Below are 15,590 nucleotides of genomic sequence, written 5' to 3'. Positions count from 1 at the left end.
ATGCCAATGCGGATAAGCTTATCCATGGACGGCTCCCTTCAATGAGATCTGCAACGACCTCATTCTGGCACATCGATGCCGCGCGGGGGCCGTCCACACCATCACGAGTTTGCCTGCAGGCGACGAGCTTCGCACATCGAAACTCGTGGATGGTCGGACCAAGTCCGACCATGACGAAATTGGAGAAAGGTGCGTGCGTCCGCCGCCTACTCCACGCGTGCCAGCGCGGCCTTTGCGTCGATGCGTTCGGTGGTGGTGCTGGCAGCGCCGGCGGCCGCGGCGAAATAGTCGCGCGCCTTGCGCTTGTCGCCCTTCAGCAGAGCGCGCTCGCCCAAGTAATACTGCGCTTCGCACAGCACGTCGGTGCGCAGCGTCGACGGCAGTTCATTGATGCCGGCGATCAACGCCGGATCCTCCCCGGTGCCTGTGAACAGCTCCAAAAGCGGCCGCGGCCAGATGCTGGGGTCGAGCTTGTCGATCCCTTTCTTCAGCACCGCCGCATCGCCCTTTCCGAGATGTGACTGGGCAAGATAGAGACGCAGCGCAGCGTAGGGATTGTCCGCCCGCAGCTTCAAGGCCAGCGCAAAATCCGCGGCGGCATTCTTGAAATCCTGCTTCGCATAGTAGGCACGACCGCGGTTGTAGGCAGCGGCCGCGGCTTTCGGGTCGAGCTTCAGCAGTTGGCCGAAATCCCTGATCGCATCATCGTAACGGCCGGCGCGGATGCTCATGCCGCCGCGGTCCAGCAGCGCCTCCTGGTCATCCGGCGCAATGCTGAGCACCCGATCGAGATCGGCGATCGCGGCCTTGTCATCACCGCGTTGCGCATGAACCCAGGCACGCGCATAGAAGCTGTCGGGATCATTCGGCACGATCGCGAGCAGTGCATTGAAGTCCGCCAACGCATCGTCCCACTGGCCTAGCTTGGTATAGGCGCCACCGCGGTTGTAGAGCGCGTCGGTCGAGTTCGGCGCGAATTTCAGCGCCTGGGTGAAATCGCGCACCGCATTGGCGTAGTCCGTCTTCGCCGCGTAGCCGACGCCACGATGATAGAGCGCTTGCGCCAGCTCCCTGCCCTGCGGGCGTAGTGCCTTGATTAGCGTGGTGCAGGCATCGATCTGAGTCTGCGGCGCATCCGACTGCCTGCAGGCCTCGCGCATCTGCACGATCGCACCTTCTTCGGCATCGGCGAAGGCCGCTGTTGCCGCCAGGACCAGCAGCGCGCTCACCAGAAGGGGACGCACTAGACTGCCGCGCGCAACGCAGCGTCACGGGCGGAGCGGCGCTCCTTCACGCTGGCGCTCTTGAGCTGGCCGCAAGCGGCCATGATGTCCTCGCCGCGCGGCGTCCTGACCGGGCTGGCATAGCCGGCATTGAACACGATGTCGCTGAAGGCCGCGATGCGCTCCGGTGTCGAGCGCTCGAACGGCGCGCCGGGCCAGGGGTTGAACGGAATGAGATTCACCTTGGCTGGAATGCCTTTCAACAGCCGCACTAAGGCGCGCGCATCGGCCGGGCTGTCATTCACGTCCTTCAGCATCACGTACTCAAAGGTGATGCGCCGTGCATTGTTGAGCCCCGGATAGTTGCGGCAGGCGTTCAACAGCTCGGCGATCGGGTATTTCCTGTTGATGGGCACGATTCGGTCGCGCAGCTCATCCGTCACTGCATGGAGCGAGATCGCGAGCATAACGCCAAGCTCCGCCCCGCAGCGCTCGATCATCGGCACCACGCCGGCCGTCGACAACGTGATGCGGCGCCGGGAGATCGCGATGCCCTCGTTGTCCATCACGATCTTCAGTGCTTTCGCGACGTTGTCGTAATTGTAGAGCGGTTCGCCCATGCCCATCATGACGATGTTGGAGATGAGGCGTCCGTCCTTCGGGCTTGGCCATTCGCCAAGATGATCGCGCGCCAGCATCACCTGGGCGACGATCTCCGGCGCCGACAGGTTGCGCACTAGGCGCTGGGTCCCGGTATGGCAGAACTTGCAGGTGAGGGTGCAGCCGACCTGGGAGGAAACGCAGAGGGTGCCGCGATCCTCTTCCGGGATATGCACCGATTCCACCTCCTGTCCGTCGCGAAACTTCAGCAGCCATTTGCGCGTGCCGTCGACCGACTGCCGGTCGACCGAGACGGACGGCCGGCCGACCACGAACTGCTCCGCCAGGCCGGCGCGGAATTCCTTGGACAGGTTGCTCATGCCCGCGAAATCGGTGACGCCACGGTGGTAGATCCAATGCCAGAGCTGGCGTGCACGAAAGGCCGGCTGGCCGATCTCTGCCATCGCCTGGCTCAGCTCCTCGCGCGACAATCCGACCAGGTTGCGCCGGCCGGTTTCGTCCACTTCGGGCGGAGCGAATTGTTCCGCGTGTTTTTCGGTGCTCATCTCTCTACTTCAAGCCACAGGCCAGGCTGATCGCCGCATAGGCCCTGGTGAATCCATCCAGCGAAAACGTGTCCTGCGAGGCGACGCCGTTGCTGGTCATTCCGGTCACCACCAACTCAGCGCCTTTCTTCATTCGGGCAACTATTGTCCGGTCGGTGTTCGAGTCGCGTATCCAGACCCGGTCGCCGTCCACCAGGCGCAGCAGGATGTTGCCGGTCTTGTCAACCTTGGCCTTGGTATATCTGGTCTTGTGAGGTTCGAAACCCAAGGCCACGCTCACCTGGTCTCGCACCTTGCCGCCCACCTGATGCGTCACCATCAGGCCGACCTCGCCGCGATTGGGGATCTGCCCCAGCGACTGGCTCGGCGCCGAGATCATGTAGCACAGCTTCTCCGCGCCCTCACCCTGCGTGAAAGCATACCAGGCCCCGAAATTTCCGATTTCCTCAGCCTGTGTGACCGCCGGAGCGAGCGCTCCGCCGATACCCAAGATCCAGGAAAAAAGTCTTGCCCTCATGTCCCAAGCCATCCGATCTGCTACCAGAGCCGGCGGCAAAAATCCAGCCCTTGTAAGGTGTTAGTCAGCTTTCGCCCGCTTCCCTCAAGCGTCGCTGCTTCCATTTCGGCAAGCCGCGTCGGTGCGGCGCCAGCGATGTCACCGGCCCGCCCACCCGGACCGGGCGCTCCGCGAACCGGCCAAGGCTGATCATGCGGTCATACATCACGATCGCCGCCGCGACCGAGACATTGACGCAAAACCGGGTGGGAATCTTGACCACGTAGTCGCAGCGCTGGGTGAGCCCCGGCGACAGCGAATCCTGCTCCGCGCCCAGTACATAGGCGGCCGCCAGCGGATGCTTGAAACTCGGCAGGTCGATCGCGTCCTCGGTGATTTCGACGCCGATCAGCCGGCAGCCCATCGGCAAGGTGAAGCGGTCGATCGAGGGATGGACATGAACCGGCATGTTTTCGATCGCGATCGAGGTATCTGACTGCAGCAATTCATCGACATCGATCGCCGGCTGGATGGCAAACGCGAAGCTGGCGCGGAAGGCGTGCGCGGTGCGCAAGATCGCGCCGAGATTCATCGGCTTCGAGATGCCCTCGACCCCGAGTCCGAAGTAGCCCCGCATGGTCCTCGCTTCGCCCATGCAGCAAAGCTAAGACAGCGCGGCGTCGGAAGGCAAGCAAACGGATGTTAGTGATTGTGCGCGCTAGATTTCCGCCACTTTCGCCGGCCGAGTCGCCAGCATCAGTCCGGCCACCACGACGATCGCGCCCGCGAGATCACCGAGAGCCGGCACCTCGCCCAGCAGGGGGATCGCGAGTGTGGTCGCGACCACCGGCTGCCCGTAACCCAGCACCGCCACCAAGGCTGTCGGCAGCTTGCCGAGGCTGCGGTTGATCAGCAGATAGCCCACCAAGGTGAGCACGCCATAGAGCGCGAGATAGGCCCAGCCATGAACGTCGGGCGCCAGAAACCGGTCTTCCAGCAACGCGGCGGGCAACGATCCCAGCGCCGCGCCGACGAATGACCAGGCCGTGACCGCGATTGTCGGATAGGCACGGCACAGACGGCCGGTGACCAACATGCAGCCGGAATAGAACAGGGCCGCCACCACGGCGTAGAGATTGCCGGAGACGCTCGACTGACCGCTCACTGGTCCCAGCGTCATGATGATGAGGCCGGCGAAGGCGAGCGCACCGCCGAGCCCGAGCCAGCGGGTGATCCGCTCCCGCCAGATCAGGAAACCGCCGAGCGCTACGAGCAGCGGGTAGATCATCACCAGCAAGCTGGCTTCAAGGATGGTGGTGGTGACGATGGCGCGGTTCCACAACACCAGGTCCGCCGCCAGCAGCAGCCCGGCCAGGACCGCCAGGGCCTTCGCCTTCAGCGGCAAGGGTGCGGTCCGGCGCGCCAACCAGAGGGCGGCCGGCAGCGCGATCACCAGCCGCCAGAATGCCGTCGCCGCGGCATCAACCGGTGAATCCCGCACCAGCAGCGGCCCGAGGCCGGAGATGAAGACGCCGCCCAGCGCAGTCCGCAAGGCGCCCTTGTCGATCTGAGGCGCCGCAGCCCGTTGCACGCCAGCCAATGCCTCAGCCATGTAACCACCTATCAAAATATCGCTGGTGACATTTGGCGTTGACAAGCGTAACCGGTCAATTGATTTTTACTGGTGATATATGTGAGATAGCCGAACATGTCCGCCACCGACGCACACCCAGCAGCCGAAATCGACCTGCCCAAACATGAGTTCCTGGCGGGGCGGATCGCGCTGGACTTCTGCAACTCGCTGTCGCCGGCGCGACGCGTGGCCTTGCGAGACCGGATAGTGGAGCCTGCGGATTTCACCAGCTGGGCGAAGCGCGCGGGCATCGTCCTCGATCGCGCGCCGAGCCCGCAGGCGTTGGCGCGGCTGCGCCGGCTGCGCGCCGCCTTGATCGGCATCTTTCATGCATTGGCCGAGCATCGCGCGCCGCGAGAAGGCGACCTCGCTCTCTTGAACACGGAACTAGCCGAAGCGCGCGCGGCCGAACGCATCGTAGCCACCAAGGACGGCTATGCGATCGGAGATTCTGCGCCTGCGGCGATCGATCGCCTGCGGCACCGGATCGCACGCGATGCCGGCGACCTCCTAACCGGCGATCTGCGGCGCATCAAACGCTGCCCAGCCCATGATTGCCACTGGCTGTTCCACGACGACAGCAAGAACCTGTCGCGCCGCTGGTGCGCCATGGACGATTGCGGCACCAAGGACAAGGTGCGGCGCTACCGGGAGCGCGCCTCCGCCTGAGCGGTTAACAAGACGCTCATCAAGGAGGAGAGCATGGGACGCGACGACCGCAATCCGCGGCATCACACATCGGAACTGGCCGCGCGGCTGGAAGACACCATCACCGAGTTGCGAGAGGACATCCAGAAAGTCGACGAACCGAAGTTCAAGGCGATGTGCGAGACTTCGGCCGAAGTGCTGCAGGCCCTAGTCAAGACCTTCCGCGACTATGACGCCGGGCAAGAGGCTGCCTGGCGCGAACGCACCTGATCACGCCATCTTCGCCAGCAGCCAGTGCAGGCAGGCGAGGTGCTGCAAATCGTGGCTGCGCAGGATGTGGGCGAGGCCGCGCAGACTGACCTCGCCATATTCCGCGAACGTCGCCGTGCGGTCCCAGTCCGCTTCGCGCGTCATGCTGAGCATCGCGATCGTCTCCCGCCGCGCTCCACGGAACGCCGCGATGGCGGCGTCGGCATTGTCGGCCTCGTAGTTCCGTTCCCGGGCCAGTTCGTAGCTGTCGATCGAAACGAGATCCGGCCGGTCTTCGCGCAAGGTCCGGCCGAAGCGCACGTGATAGCCGTCGATCTCGATATCGCGCAGATGGCATGCTTGGCTCAGCGCGGTGAAGCGTTCGCCCGGGATTCCCTCCCAGGTCGGCGGCACCCAGGCCAGTCTCTCGGCTGGAACCTGGGATATCAGGCCGGCGATTTCATCGGGCATGGCAGCGAGTTGGGAAAGGATTTGCATCGCATACGGTCCTCGAAATGCGTTGGGATTATCGCCGTGCTCCGTGCGAGCGCCAGCACGAACTTGTCTCGCGACAAAGCTGCCTTGCATCCCACCCTCTCCGGCGGCAAGGTGGCGCGAACAGCAGGAAAGCAGGTGTATGAGCGTCCAGGTCAAGACCGAGTTGCCGCAGGATTCCTCTCCGGTTCTCGCCGAAGTGGTGCGCGGCGGGATGGTGGAGAGCCGCCATCACGCCAGCGTCGCGGTGGTGGACGCGCATGGCGGCATCGTGCGCGCTTGGGGCGATGTCGAGCTGCCGATCTATGGCCGCTCCGCCATCAAGCCGCTGCTGGCCATTCCGCTGGTGGAAAGTGGCGCTGCGGACCGCTTCAAGCTGGGCCAGGGGGAGATCGCGCTGGCCACCGCCTCGCACAATGCCGAGCCGCGCCACGTCGAGACCGTGACGAGCTGGCTGCATCGCATCGGGCTTGGCGTCGAAGACTTGGAATGCGGGCCGCATTATCCGCCGCACGAACCGACCATGCGCGCGCTGGTGCAGGCGCGGCAGAGCCCGACGCGCGCCCATAACAACTGCAGCGGCAAGCATGCGGGGTTCCTCTCGACCGCCGTGCATCTCGGCGAGAAGACCAAGGGCTACATCCAATATGAGCATCCGGTGCAGCAGCGCCTGCTCGGTATTCTGGAGCAGATGTCGGGCTGCGAGTTGGGCGACGTGCCGCGCGGGATCGATGGGTGCGGCATCCCGGTGATCGCGATCCCGATCGCCAACACCGCCTTCGCGATGGCGCAGATGGCCGATCCGCATCACCTGAGCGAAGAGCGCGCGGCCGCCTGTCGCCGCATCCTCGACGCGATGATGGCGGATCCGTTCATGGTCGCCGGCACCGACCGCTTCTGCACCAAGATCATGGCCGCGGTCCCCGGCAAGGCCGCGATCAAGGTCGGTGCCGAGGGAGTCTATTGCGGCGCGCTGCCGCAACATGGCCTCGGCATCTGCATCAAGGTGACCGACGGCGCATCGCGCGCCGCCGAGGTCGTGATGGGCCAGGTGCTGCGCCATCTCGGCGTGATCGACGAGGACATGGCTGAGACGCTCACGCCGACCCTGATGCCGGTCGTCAAGAACTGGGCCGGTACGCCGACCGGTCACATCCGACCCGCCTTTTGATGAAAGCGCTGGTCTGCCGCGCGCTCGCCGGCATCGATGGGCTGGCGATCGAGGAGCTGCCGGACCCCGGCCACCCGGGACCGGGACAGGTGCGCATCCGCATCGCTGCCGCGGGGCTCAACTACGCCGATTTGCTGGTGACCGCTGGCAAGTATCAGGTGAAGCACGCGCCGCCGTTTGTGCCGGGCTTCGAAGCCTCCGGCGTCGTGGAGGCGGTCGGGCCGGAGGTCGCCGATGTCCAGGTCGGCGACCGCGTCATGACGATTCCCGAGGCCGGCGGCCTCGCGGAGGGCGCGATCGTGCCGGCCGAGGCGGTTTATCTCGCGCCCAAGGGTCTGGATGAAGCAGAGGCAGCGGGCTTCCCGATCGCCTATGGCACCTCCTATCTGGCACTGATCGAGCAGGCGAAGCTGCGCGCCGGCGAAACCCTGCTGGTCCACGGCGCGGCGGGCGGCGTCGGCCTCACGGCAGTCGAGATCGGCAAGGCGCTCGGCGCGCGGGTGATCGCGACGGCCGGCGGGCCCGGCAAATGCGCCGTCGCCCAGGCGCACGGCGCCGATCACGTCATCGACTACAAGACCGAAGACATCCGCGAGCGGGTGAAGGCCTTGGTTGGCGGTGTCGATGTCGTCTACGACCCGGTCGGCGGCAGCGCCTTCGAGGCATCCTTGCGCGTCGTGAACTGGAATGCGCGGATCCTGATCATCGGGTTCGCGGGCGGGCCAGTCCCGCAGATTCCCGCCAATATTCTGCTGGTCAAGAATGTCGCGGCCATGGGTTTCTATTTCGGCTCCTGGCGCCAGCGCCGGCCAGACCTCGTCGCGCAGGCGTTTCTGTCCCTGAACGGCATGGTGCAGGCTGGCCAGCTCAAGCCGCTCATTTCCCACCGCCTGCCGCTGGCCGACTTCCGGCAAGCCTTGGAGTTGATTCGAAGCCGGCAATCGACCGGAAAGGTCGTGCTGCTGACGGGTGCGACCTTTTAGCAGCCGTGCTTTGTGCTAATCCCTGTTGCTCGCAGCGTTTTTCCATTGTGAGGCCCCTCCGGAAGGGGCATGTTAACCCTCCGTGACGCACTGGTCGGAACGGCACTTCCCATGCTCGCTGAATCGCGATTGCTGTTCAAATTGTGGCTCAAGAACCCGCGCAAGATCGGGGCCGTCGCCGTTTCGTCGCCGGAGCTGGCGGCAGCGATGGCGCGCCAGGTGCCGCGCGGTCCAGGCTATGTCGTGGAACTGGGCGGCGGCACGGGTTCCGTCACCAAGGCGCTGCTCAAGGCCGGGACGCCGCCGGAAGAGCTGATCGTGCTCGAGCGCGATCCCACACTGCACAAGCTTCTGCAGGAGCGCTATCCCGGCGTGAAGGTGCTGCTGGGCGACGCCGCGAAGCTGCAGTCGCTGCTGCGGCGCGAAGGCATCGATCATGTGAAGGCGATCGTCTCGTCGCTGCCGCTCATCACGATGAAGCGCAGCTTGCAGGACCGCATCACCGCGCAGATCTTCAGCGTGCTGAAGCCGGGCGCGCCGCTGATCCAGTTCACCTACAGCCTGTTCTCTCCTATCCCGCGCAGGCGCTTCGGCGTGCATGGCGAGGTCGAGGACCGCGTGCTGCAGAACCTGCCGCCGGCCCACGTCTGGGTTTATCGCAAGCCCCTCACCCACACTAGCCGGGCGGCGGAGCACCGTTCCGTCGCCTAGTGATGCTTAATGCCCTGCCGCAGTGGCAGACTGCCGAGGGCGCGCTGCGCCGCTTCGTGCTCGGCTTCTGGCAGGGCGGCCGGCCGGCGGAGGATGACGAGACCTTCCGCATCCTGCCGGACGGCAGCCTCGATCTGGTCTGGGCGCTCGGGATCAGCGCGCCGCGTTCCATCGCCTTCGGCACCACGACGCGGCCGCGCGATGTGGCGCTTATCGCAGCTACGGTCTATTGCGGCGTGCGCTTCCGGCCCGGCACGGCGCATCGTTTCCTCGACCACGTCGATCTGTCGCAGTTCACCGACCGTGACGCGCCCTGCCTGCTGCGGGGTGATCGCGATCTGGCATGGCGCCTGGCGGACGCGCACAGCTTCGAGGATCGCGCCGCTCTGATCGCCAGGCACCTCAACCATCTCTCCGCCGGCCATGATGTGCCCGACCTGGGCGAGGCGGCGGCGCGAATGATCGGCGCACACGGCGGACAATTGCGCATTGGCGACCTCGCCGCGAAGCTCGGCGTGACGCGGCGGCATCTCGAACGGCAATGCCGGCGCGATCTCGGCACCAGCCCCAAGATGCTGACGCGAATCACGCGCTTTCGCCGCGCCGCCGCCTTGCTGTCGCGCGGCCGCGTGCGGAGCGGCGCCGATCTCGCAGCCGCCGGCGGCTATGTCGACCAAGCGCACCTTATCCGCGAGTTCCGGGAATTCGCCGGCACCACGCCGAAGATGTTCAGGCCCTGATCGGTCGCATTTCTACAATCCCGTGGATTGCCTCGCGCCTAGCCTGCGCACAGCCAAGGAGGCAACCATGAAATTGCTGAAATCCGCAGTCCTCACGGCTGCACTGACGACCGGCACTGGCGCCGAGGCCGAACCCATCTTCACCGGTCAGCAGGTCGGCCTCTATGCTGGCTATGTCAGCGAGGACCTGGCAGCGACGCGGGCCTTCTTCGAGCAGAAGCTCGGTTTCAAGCCCCTGTTCGAGAGCGACTGGTTCGTACTGCTGGCACTGGAAGGCAACCAGATCGCGTTCCTCAAGCCCGAGCAAGAAGGCCAGGCGCCGATCTTCCGCCGCGCTTATCCGGGCCATGGCGCCTGGATCACTTTTTCCGTGCCGAACGTAGATGAGGTCCACCGCCGCGCAGAAGGCGCCGGGATCCCGATCGCCGTGCCGTTGCGCGACGAACCCTGGGGCGAGCGGCATTTCTCCGTCGTCGCGCCAGGTGGCCTGGCGCTGGATTTCGTGACCTACCAGGGGCCGCTGGCGCAGTAAGCCTGCGAGCGATCTGTCATGTCTCCCTCCCCCAAGCTGGGGAGGGTTGGGGTGGGGGTTGTTCTCTCCGCCGCATGCTTGAGCCAAGCTGAACCGCCTCGCCCCCACCCTAACCCTCCCCCGCCTCGGGGAGGGAAGTACCGCCTGTGTCATCGGCATTTGGCGATTCTCGCCGGGCAGGAGGAGTTGACACCCCGCTTTCCATCCCCAATGGTGCGGCCCTGCCGCCCGTTTCGCGGCTTTTTGCAACTCTTGACCAGAAAAAGACCATGCCGACGATTACGCTGCCGGATGGCAGCCAGCGCCAGTTTCCCAATCCGGTGACGGGGGCCGAGGTGGCCGCCGCGATCGGGCCCGGCCTCGCCAAGGCCGCGCTCGCCGTGAAGCTCAATGGCGAGGTGAAGGACCTCAGCCACGCCATCACCACTGACGCGAAGCTGGAGATCGTCACCAAGACCCACCCGGACGCGCTGGAGCTGCTGCGCCACGACGCCGCGCACGTGATGGCCGAGGCCGTCCAGGAGCTCTATCCCGGCACGCAGATCACCTTCGGCCCGGCGACGGAGACGGGTTTCTATTACGACTTCCACCGCGAAGAGCCCTTCACGCCGGAGGATTTTGCGAAGATCGAAGAGCGCATGCGCGAGATCGTCGACCGCGACGAACGGATCACGCGCGAGGTGTGGAGCCGCGACCAGGCCGTCGCCTGGTTCAAGCAGCATGGCGAGAGCTTCAAGGCCGAGTGGGTCTCCGCGATTCCGAAGGAAGAGGAGATCTCGATCTACCGCCAGGGCAACTGGCTCGACCTCTGCACGGGGCCGCACCTGCCCTCGACGGGCAAGCTCGGCAAGGCCTTCAAGATCATGAAGCTCAGCGGCGCCTATTGGCGCGGCGATGCCAACAACCCGCAGCTCCAGCGCATCTATGGCACGGTGTTCGCGGACGAGAAACAGCTGAAGGAGTATCTCCACCAGCTCGAGGAAGCGGAGAAGCGCGACCACCGGCGCCTGGGGCGGGAGATGCGCCTCTTCCATCAGCAGGAGGAAGCGGCCGGCATGGTGTTCTGGCACCCGAAGGGCTGGACGCTCTATCGCACGCTGGAGAACTTCATCCGCAAGCGGCTGGAGGACGGCGGCTATCTTGAGGTCAAGACGCCGCAGCTGGTCGATCGCAAGCTGTGGGAGGAATCCGGACATTGGGACAAGTTCCGTGAGAACATGTATCTCGCCGAGAACGAGGAAGGCATCCAGCATTTCGCCGGCCATCCCGACGAGCGCATCTTCGCGCTGAAGCCCATGAACTGCCCCTGCCACGTGCAGATCTTCAACCAGGGGCTCAAGAGCTATCGCGACCTGCCGCTGCGCCTCGCGGAGTTCGGCTCGTGCCACCGCTTCGAGCCGAGCGGCGCGCTGCACGGCATCATGCGCGTGCGCAACTTCACGCAGGACGACGCGCACATCTTCTGCACGCCCGAGCAGGTGAAGGAGGAGAGCATCCGGTTCTGCCGCCTGCTGTTCGGCATCTATCACGATTGCGGCTTCACCGACGTGAAGATCCGCTTCGCCGACCGGCCGGAGAAGCGCGCCGGCAGCGACGAGGTGTGGGACCAGGCCGAGGCGCAACTGAAGGCCGCGATCGACGCCACCAACTATCAATACGAGATGGCGCCGGGCGAAGGGGCCTTCTATGGCCCGAAGCTCGAGTTCCACCTCAAGGACACGATCGGCCGCACCTGGCAATGCGGCACGCTGCAGATGGATTTCGTGCTGCCCGAGCGGCTCGACGCCCACTATGTCGCCGAGGACGGCCAGAAGAAGCGCCCGGCGATGCTGCACCGCGCGATCTTCGGCTCGATGGAGCGCTTCATCGGCATCCTGATCGAGCACTATGCCGGCCACCTGCCACTGTGGCTCAGCCCCCAGCAGGCCGTGGTCTGCACCATCGTCTCCGACGCCGACGACTACGCGCGCAAGGTGAACGCGGCGCTGGTCGAAGCGGGCCTCAGGAGCGAACTCGACCTGCGCAACGAAAAGATCAACTACAAGGTCCGCGAGCACTCTCTCGCCAAGATCCCCCTCATCCTCGCCGTCGGCAAACGCGACCAGGAAGCCGGCACGGTCGCCGTGCGTCGGTTGGGCGAAGAGGGGCAGAAGATGATGCCGCTGGCGGAGGCAGTGGAGGTGCTGAAGAGGGATGCAAGGGTGCCGGGGTGAGTGCATCATCGGTAGAGGGCTGCTCAAGTGCTCAAAACTCAATAGTTGATTAACCCAAAAGCCTAGGTATCCTTATATGGTTGATTAGGCTTGTGGGGAAGAATGCCCGGAGAAAAGATAAGACTCCTCCAAGTGGGTGACGTTCATTTCCCTGAGGCGGCCCAGGCAGCCGTCCAGGCTGATCTAAAGGACCCCGCGTTTCCCTCAGCGCTGGCAGCAAGAGTTGGCAGCTCGGCCCTTCAACTCGTCACTCGCAAGATCCAGGCAGTATTAAGCTCGACTGAATGTGACGCCATTCTCTTGATGGGAGATTTGACGTCTAGGGGAGATAAGGCGGCATTCGCCAAATGCCTTCGGTTCCTAGAGAGTGCATTTCTCAACAAAGGTGCGGCGCCGATTTCAAGCGACCGAATGCTCGTGGTTCCGGGGAGCTGATGCCGCAGATCCCCTTCGGCGCCCTATCTTCATTAAGCAAGCTAGAGCTTAGGCGACTGGCAGCATATTTGCGCAGAAAGCAACGCAGCGCATTGATCGCGATGTGCCATAAGTTTCGCGTCAGGAGCGTGCCTTATGCGGGGCTGAATGTTGTTTTTGGCCTCAGCGATGGCTGCATTCGAGACTACCTCGAGATAATGGGTGAGATTTATGACGTTTACTCGGCTCCAACGAATAAGCTTCGGAGTTTCTATCGACGCAGATCACCCCTAGGGATCGATTTGCAACGTCAAGCAGTCGTTCGTGCCGCCAATTCTAAGTTCGCTGGAATCAAGAACTCTGGTGATACGTACTTCGCCGAGCTAAGTAAACTTGTCGACAGCTTGGGCGCCTTGACAGCTCTCCTGCATCGCGATGTTCGGACAACCGAGCGCGGTGTCTTCGTTGTCGACCTAGCAAATCTGCGCAAGTCGGGGGTATCGCCAACCCAGGATACTCGTAGTCTTGTGGTGGAGGTTCTTTCGCGTGGGGAAGCTGACGGCTTGCTGCGCGGCGAAGCTGTTAATGTTGGCCCGGATGACGGGTCCATCCAACAGATCAGGTTCAGGCTTCATAGGCGCTTTGCTCCTAAATACGGCTTTTCATTTCGTGGTCCGTACGAACCAGCGTTTCTGCCACCTGACATGGTTGCAGAGATATGTTCTGCACCAACGGTCACCGATCCGAAATTATGGGCGGCGATGGCCGTCGACAAGATGACTATATCGGATCCAATGCAGGAGGAACTGACGTTTTGACCCCTCAGTCTTCCAGCAACGTTTCAGTAGGCTATCTCAACATCGGCCAACAGCGTATTCAGACAGGTTCTGCTCAGCTTGGTCATTTCGACATTCTGTTCGTTTGTGCAAGCTACGAACCGCGCGCGATTGCAATAACGAAGTGCTCACAGATTTCCGCCGATAAGGCGTACGTATTCCGGTTTGAGCCATTGAGCTCAGACAATAACAGAGCATTTCACGCGGAAATTCTGCGGACTTTTGCGTCGGAAGTTGCGAAAGACGTCCGCATCGTCGTCCTTCCGCCTTCAGTGAGCACTGTACGCGTCCAAGAGGCGCTGAGATCAGTGCTAGCGGAGATTGCTGCCGATGAAACCAAGCCGGTCTCCGTTGCGATAGATATCTCGACTATGCCTAAGTCGTATTTCTCGCAAATCATTGCTGCGGGTATAGGTTTGGGGGTTTTTCATCGAGTCACTGTCTTCTATTCCGAGACGGATTACTCAGGCGGTGGTGTTTCTGATGGGTTCCAGTTTACAGAGGGTAGCTGGAAGTCAATTCAGGTGCCATTTCTCGAAGGCGAAATCAGAGCGGGCGCCCCTCGACACTCGATAGTTTCTGTCGGCGCTGACGTGGCAAGCTTGGAACGCTTCGTACGGAGATATGAGCCCGACAGCATGACGTTGCTTGTACCTGTGCCCGGTGCGTCAGAGGCCATCGATAAGAAAGTGCGAGAAGATACTTCAGCGATGAAACGTCGATTTGGTTCAACAAAGCTCGTGGAGCTTCCGGCTTTTGATGTGAGAGCCACCCTGGGCCATCTGCAATCCGTGATTCGGTCGTATGCACCCAGTCACGAGGTTGGAATGTTCTGTCTCGGTACAAAGCCACATGCGCTAGCGATGGGACTAATCGCGATTCTCGATTCGAGCATACCGTTGGTCTGCCGTGTGCCGGAACGATACCGTGAGCGGTCAGATGCGGCGAATGGATGGGCCTGGCTGTATAAGATCTTTGATAGCAGTAATCCTCGGAGCGTTGAACTCGAGTTCGATGCCGCCTCTGGCGCATGATCACCGCGATGCGGGCTTTTCGTCGAGCGGGCCTGATCTGTAGGAGCGGGCAATATCCCGGAGGCATACCCATTCCAATAAGGTAGATGATCTGCAAGTTGGCGAACTCTGCAAGGCTGAGTGATGCTCACCCTCCACGAATACGCCCCCTCCCAGAATTGCTGGAAGATCCGCGTCCTCCTCGGCCTGCTCGGCATTGCCTACCGCAGCGAGCCGGTCGGCATCTTCTCCGGCGAGAGTCGCACGCCGGAGTTCCTGGCGGAGAACCCCGTGGGCGCGACGCCGGTGCTGGTGCTGGAGGACGGCCGCGCGATCGCGGAATCGAATGCGATCCTCACCTATCTTGCCGAAGGCACGCGCTTCATGCCGGCCGCCAGTTCACCGGAGGGGCGCTACGCGCGCGCCAAGGTGATGCAGTGGCTGTTCTTCGAGCAGTACTACGTCGAGCCGGTGATCGGCTCCTTGCGCTTCTGGACCTTGACCGGGCGGCTCGAGATCAACGCGGGACTGGTGCCGGGCAAGCGCGATGCGGCAGTGCGGGCGCTCTCCGCGCTGGAGCGCACGTTCGCCAAGAGCATGTTCCTCGGCGGCGATGATTTCACCATCGCGGACATTGCGAACTATGCCTATGCGCACCTGGCCGACGATTGCGGATTTCCGCTGGCGGGCTTTCCCAACATCGCGCGCTGGGTCGACCGGGTCGCGGGGATCATCGGGCCGGGCTATCCGGTTGTTCCTTATGGGCCGGAGGCGCGGCCGAATTAGCTGATCTGTTGACTGAGCGCGGGTCGAAGCGAAGCAGCAGCTCTGCATTACCGAACAGGCGCGATCCAACCACGCGGCCTAGAGCGTGATTCCTTCATTCTGAAGCGTATCCTGAGTTTCTGAAGTAGTTAGCGCATCCTGTGGTGTGAAGACGTCGATGAGTTGACCGATGCCGCGCCAGGTGGTTTCGATGGTGCGCGCGTCGAGCTTGCGCAGGAGCGTCTTGAGCTTGGCGAAGACCTGTTCGATCGGATTGAGGTCCGGGGAGTAGGCCGGGAGGA

The 15,590-nt window shown here is 63.3% G+C and carries 18 protein-coding genes and 1 pseudogene; 12 read left to right on the top strand and 7 right to left on the bottom strand.

From position 1 onward, the window contains the following. Positions 1-206 precede the first annotated feature (206 nt). From DTX69_RS29605 to DTX69_RS29585, 5 genes are all read right to left on the bottom strand, one after another. Positions 207-1,229 (bottom strand): tetratricopeptide repeat protein, encoded by a 1,023-nt coding sequence (locus DTX69_RS29605; RefSeq protein ID WP_162917692.1) that lies wholly within the window; start codon positions 1,227-1,229, stop codon positions 207-209. Positions 1,230-1,243: 14 nt separating this feature from the next. After that, entirely contained in the window at positions 1,244-2,389 is a 1,146-nt protein-coding gene (gene rlmN / locus DTX69_RS29600) for a 23S rRNA (adenine(2503)-C(2))-methyltransferase RlmN (RefSeq protein WP_119305198.1), read from the bottom strand. A 4-nt stretch (positions 2,390-2,393) separates the two neighbouring features. Then, the gene (locus DTX69_RS29595) at positions 2,394-2,906 is read right to left on the bottom strand and encodes an invasion associated locus B family protein (RefSeq protein WP_162917691.1); all 513 of its coding nucleotides are present in this window, start codon (positions 2,904-2,906) and stop codon (positions 2,394-2,396) included. Positions 2,907-2,970: 64 nt separating this feature from the next. Further along, positions 2,971-3,522, bottom strand: coding sequence for a TrmH family RNA methyltransferase (locus tag DTX69_RS29590; protein WP_119305200.1), 552 nt, complete (start codon positions 3,520-3,522; stop codon positions 2,971-2,973). A gap of 81 nt (positions 3,523-3,603) precedes the next feature. After that, a complete protein-coding gene (locus DTX69_RS29585) occupies positions 3,604-4,497 on the bottom strand; it encodes a DMT family transporter (RefSeq protein ID WP_119305196.1) in 894 nt (297 codons plus the stop codon). A gap of 96 nt (positions 4,498-4,593) precedes the next feature. On the opposite strand from DTX69_RS29585, the gene DTX69_RS29580 reads away from it, so the two are divergent. Together DTX69_RS29580 and DTX69_RS29575 are read left to right on the top strand one after the other, a co-directional pair. Next, the gene (locus tag DTX69_RS29580; RefSeq protein WP_119305195.1) at positions 4,594-5,187 is read left to right on the top strand and encodes a CGNR zinc finger domain-containing protein; all 594 of its coding nucleotides are present in this window, start codon (positions 4,594-4,596) and stop codon (positions 5,185-5,187) included. A 33-nt stretch (positions 5,188-5,220) separates the two neighbouring features. Continuing rightward, a complete protein-coding gene (locus DTX69_RS29575) occupies positions 5,221-5,436 on the top strand; it encodes a hypothetical protein (protein WP_119305194.1) in 216 nt (71 codons plus the stop codon). On the opposite strand, the gene DTX69_RS29570 is transcribed toward DTX69_RS29575, so the two are convergent. Beyond that, the gene (locus DTX69_RS29570; RefSeq protein ID WP_119305193.1) at positions 5,437-5,913 is read right to left on the bottom strand and encodes a DinB family protein; all 477 of its coding nucleotides are present in this window, start codon (positions 5,911-5,913) and stop codon (positions 5,437-5,439) included. A 139-nt stretch (positions 5,914-6,052) separates the two neighbouring features. Between DTX69_RS29570 and DTX69_RS29565 the strand changes: the two genes are divergently transcribed. From DTX69_RS29565 to DTX69_RS29525, 10 genes are all read left to right on the top strand, one after another. Beyond that, complete coding sequence (locus tag DTX69_RS29565) at positions 6,053-7,081, top strand: asparaginase (protein ID WP_119305192.1); 1,029 nt, start codon at positions 6,053-6,055, stop codon at positions 7,079-7,081. Then, positions 7,081-8,064, top strand: coding sequence for an NADPH:quinone oxidoreductase family protein (locus DTX69_RS29560; RefSeq protein ID WP_119305191.1), 984 nt, complete (start codon positions 7,081-7,083; stop codon positions 8,062-8,064). The genes DTX69_RS29565 and DTX69_RS29560 overlap by 1 nt, the downstream gene beginning before the upstream one ends. A gap of 69 nt (positions 8,065-8,133) precedes the next feature. Next, on the top strand, positions 8,134-8,775 hold the full coding sequence (locus tag DTX69_RS29555) for a class I SAM-dependent methyltransferase (protein WP_119305190.1): 642 nt from the start codon (positions 8,134-8,136) through the stop codon (positions 8,773-8,775). Between the two features lie 2 nt (positions 8,776-8,777). Next, the gene (locus DTX69_RS29550) at positions 8,778-9,515 is read left to right on the top strand and encodes a helix-turn-helix transcriptional regulator (RefSeq protein WP_119305189.1); all 738 of its coding nucleotides are present in this window, start codon (positions 8,778-8,780) and stop codon (positions 9,513-9,515) included. Positions 9,516-9,582: 67 nt separating this feature from the next. Beyond that, a complete protein-coding gene (locus DTX69_RS29545) occupies positions 9,583-10,047 on the top strand; it encodes a VOC family protein (protein WP_162917690.1) in 465 nt (154 codons plus the stop codon). Positions 10,048-10,316: 269 nt separating this feature from the next. Then, complete coding sequence (gene thrS, locus DTX69_RS29540; RefSeq protein ID WP_119305187.1) at positions 10,317-12,260, top strand: threonine--tRNA ligase; 1,944 nt, start codon at positions 10,317-10,319, stop codon at positions 12,258-12,260. A gap of 102 nt (positions 12,261-12,362) precedes the next feature. After that, positions 12,363-12,695: a metallophosphoesterase gene (locus DTX69_RS31180; RefSeq protein WP_119305186.1), complete on the top strand. Its 333-nt coding sequence runs from the start codon at positions 12,363-12,365 to the stop codon at positions 12,693-12,695. Next, entirely contained in the window at positions 12,695-13,492 is a 798-nt protein-coding gene (locus DTX69_RS29530) for an ORC-CDC6 family AAA ATPase (protein ID WP_119305185.1), read from the top strand. The genes DTX69_RS31180 and DTX69_RS29530 overlap by 1 nt, the downstream gene beginning before the upstream one ends. Continuing rightward, on the top strand, positions 13,426-14,544 hold the full coding sequence (locus DTX69_RS30500) for a hypothetical protein (RefSeq protein ID WP_162917689.1): 1,119 nt from the start codon (positions 13,426-13,428) through the stop codon (positions 14,542-14,544). Before DTX69_RS29530 ends, DTX69_RS30500 begins: the two co-directional genes overlap by 67 nt. 123 nt (positions 14,545-14,667) lie before the next feature. Next, a complete protein-coding gene (locus DTX69_RS29525) occupies positions 14,668-15,309 on the top strand; it encodes a glutathione S-transferase family protein (protein WP_119305184.1) in 642 nt (213 codons plus the stop codon). A gap of 94 nt (positions 15,310-15,403) precedes the next feature. Here DTX69_RS29525 and DTX69_RS29520 read toward each other — a convergent pair. Next, positions 15,404-15,590 (bottom strand): annotated as a pseudogene (locus DTX69_RS29520) (transposase); the annotation flags it as partial.

The organism is Dongia deserti, from assembly GCF_003574735.1.
Taxonomy (GTDB): domain Bacteria; phylum Pseudomonadota; class Alphaproteobacteria; order Dongiales; family Dongiaceae; genus Dongia_A; species Dongia_A deserti.
The sequence above is the reverse complement of the archived record's forward strand: the minus strand, read 5'-3'. Positions and strand labels throughout refer to the sequence as shown.

Bases quoted from the DNA above. Each gene is read 5' to 3' on its own strand.
- rlmN (WP_119305198.1), bottom strand. From the start codon at position 2,389: ATGAGCACCGAAAAACACGCGGAACAATTCGCTCCGCCCGAAGTGGAC.
- DTX69_RS29595 (WP_162917691.1), bottom strand. From the start codon at position 2,906: ATGAGGGCAAGACTTTTTTCCTGGATCTTGGGTATCGGCGGAGCGCTC.
- DTX69_RS29590 (WP_119305200.1), bottom strand. From the start codon at position 3,522: ATGCGGGGCTACTTCGGACTCGGGGTCGAGGGCATCTCGAAGCCGATG.
- DTX69_RS29585 (WP_119305196.1), bottom strand. From the start codon at position 4,497: ATGGCTGAGGCATTGGCTGGCGTGCAACGGGCTGCGGCGCCTCAGATC.
- DTX69_RS29580 (WP_119305195.1), top strand. From the start codon at position 4,594: ATGTCCGCCACCGACGCACACCCAGCAGCCGAAATCGACCTGCCCAAA.
- DTX69_RS29575 (WP_119305194.1), top strand. From the start codon at position 5,221: ATGGGACGCGACGACCGCAATCCGCGGCATCACACATCGGAACTGGCC.
- DTX69_RS29570 (WP_119305193.1), bottom strand. From the start codon at position 5,913: ATGCAAATCCTTTCCCAACTCGCTGCCATGCCCGATGAAATCGCCGGC.
- DTX69_RS29565 (WP_119305192.1), top strand. From the start codon at position 6,053: ATGAGCGTCCAGGTCAAGACCGAGTTGCCGCAGGATTCCTCTCCGGTT.
- DTX69_RS29560 (WP_119305191.1), top strand. From the start codon at position 7,081: ATGAAAGCGCTGGTCTGCCGCGCGCTCGCCGGCATCGATGGGCTGGCG.
- DTX69_RS29555 (WP_119305190.1), top strand. From the start codon at position 8,134: ATGTTAACCCTCCGTGACGCACTGGTCGGAACGGCACTTCCCATGCTC.
- DTX69_RS29550 (WP_119305189.1), top strand. From the start codon at position 8,778: ATGCTTAATGCCCTGCCGCAGTGGCAGACTGCCGAGGGCGCGCTGCGC.
- DTX69_RS29545 (WP_162917690.1), top strand. From the start codon at position 9,583: ATGAAATTGCTGAAATCCGCAGTCCTCACGGCTGCACTGACGACCGGC.
- thrS (WP_119305187.1), top strand. From the start codon at position 10,317: ATGCCGACGATTACGCTGCCGGATGGCAGCCAGCGCCAGTTTCCCAAT.
- DTX69_RS31180 (WP_119305186.1), top strand. From the start codon at position 12,363: ATGCCCGGAGAAAAGATAAGACTCCTCCAAGTGGGTGACGTTCATTTC.
- DTX69_RS29530 (WP_119305185.1), top strand. From the start codon at position 12,695: ATGCCGCAGATCCCCTTCGGCGCCCTATCTTCATTAAGCAAGCTAGAG.
- DTX69_RS30500 (WP_162917689.1), top strand. From the start codon at position 13,426: ATGGGCGGCGATGGCCGTCGACAAGATGACTATATCGGATCCAATGCA.
- DTX69_RS29525 (WP_119305184.1), top strand. From the start codon at position 14,668: ATGCTCACCCTCCACGAATACGCCCCCTCCCAGAATTGCTGGAAGATC.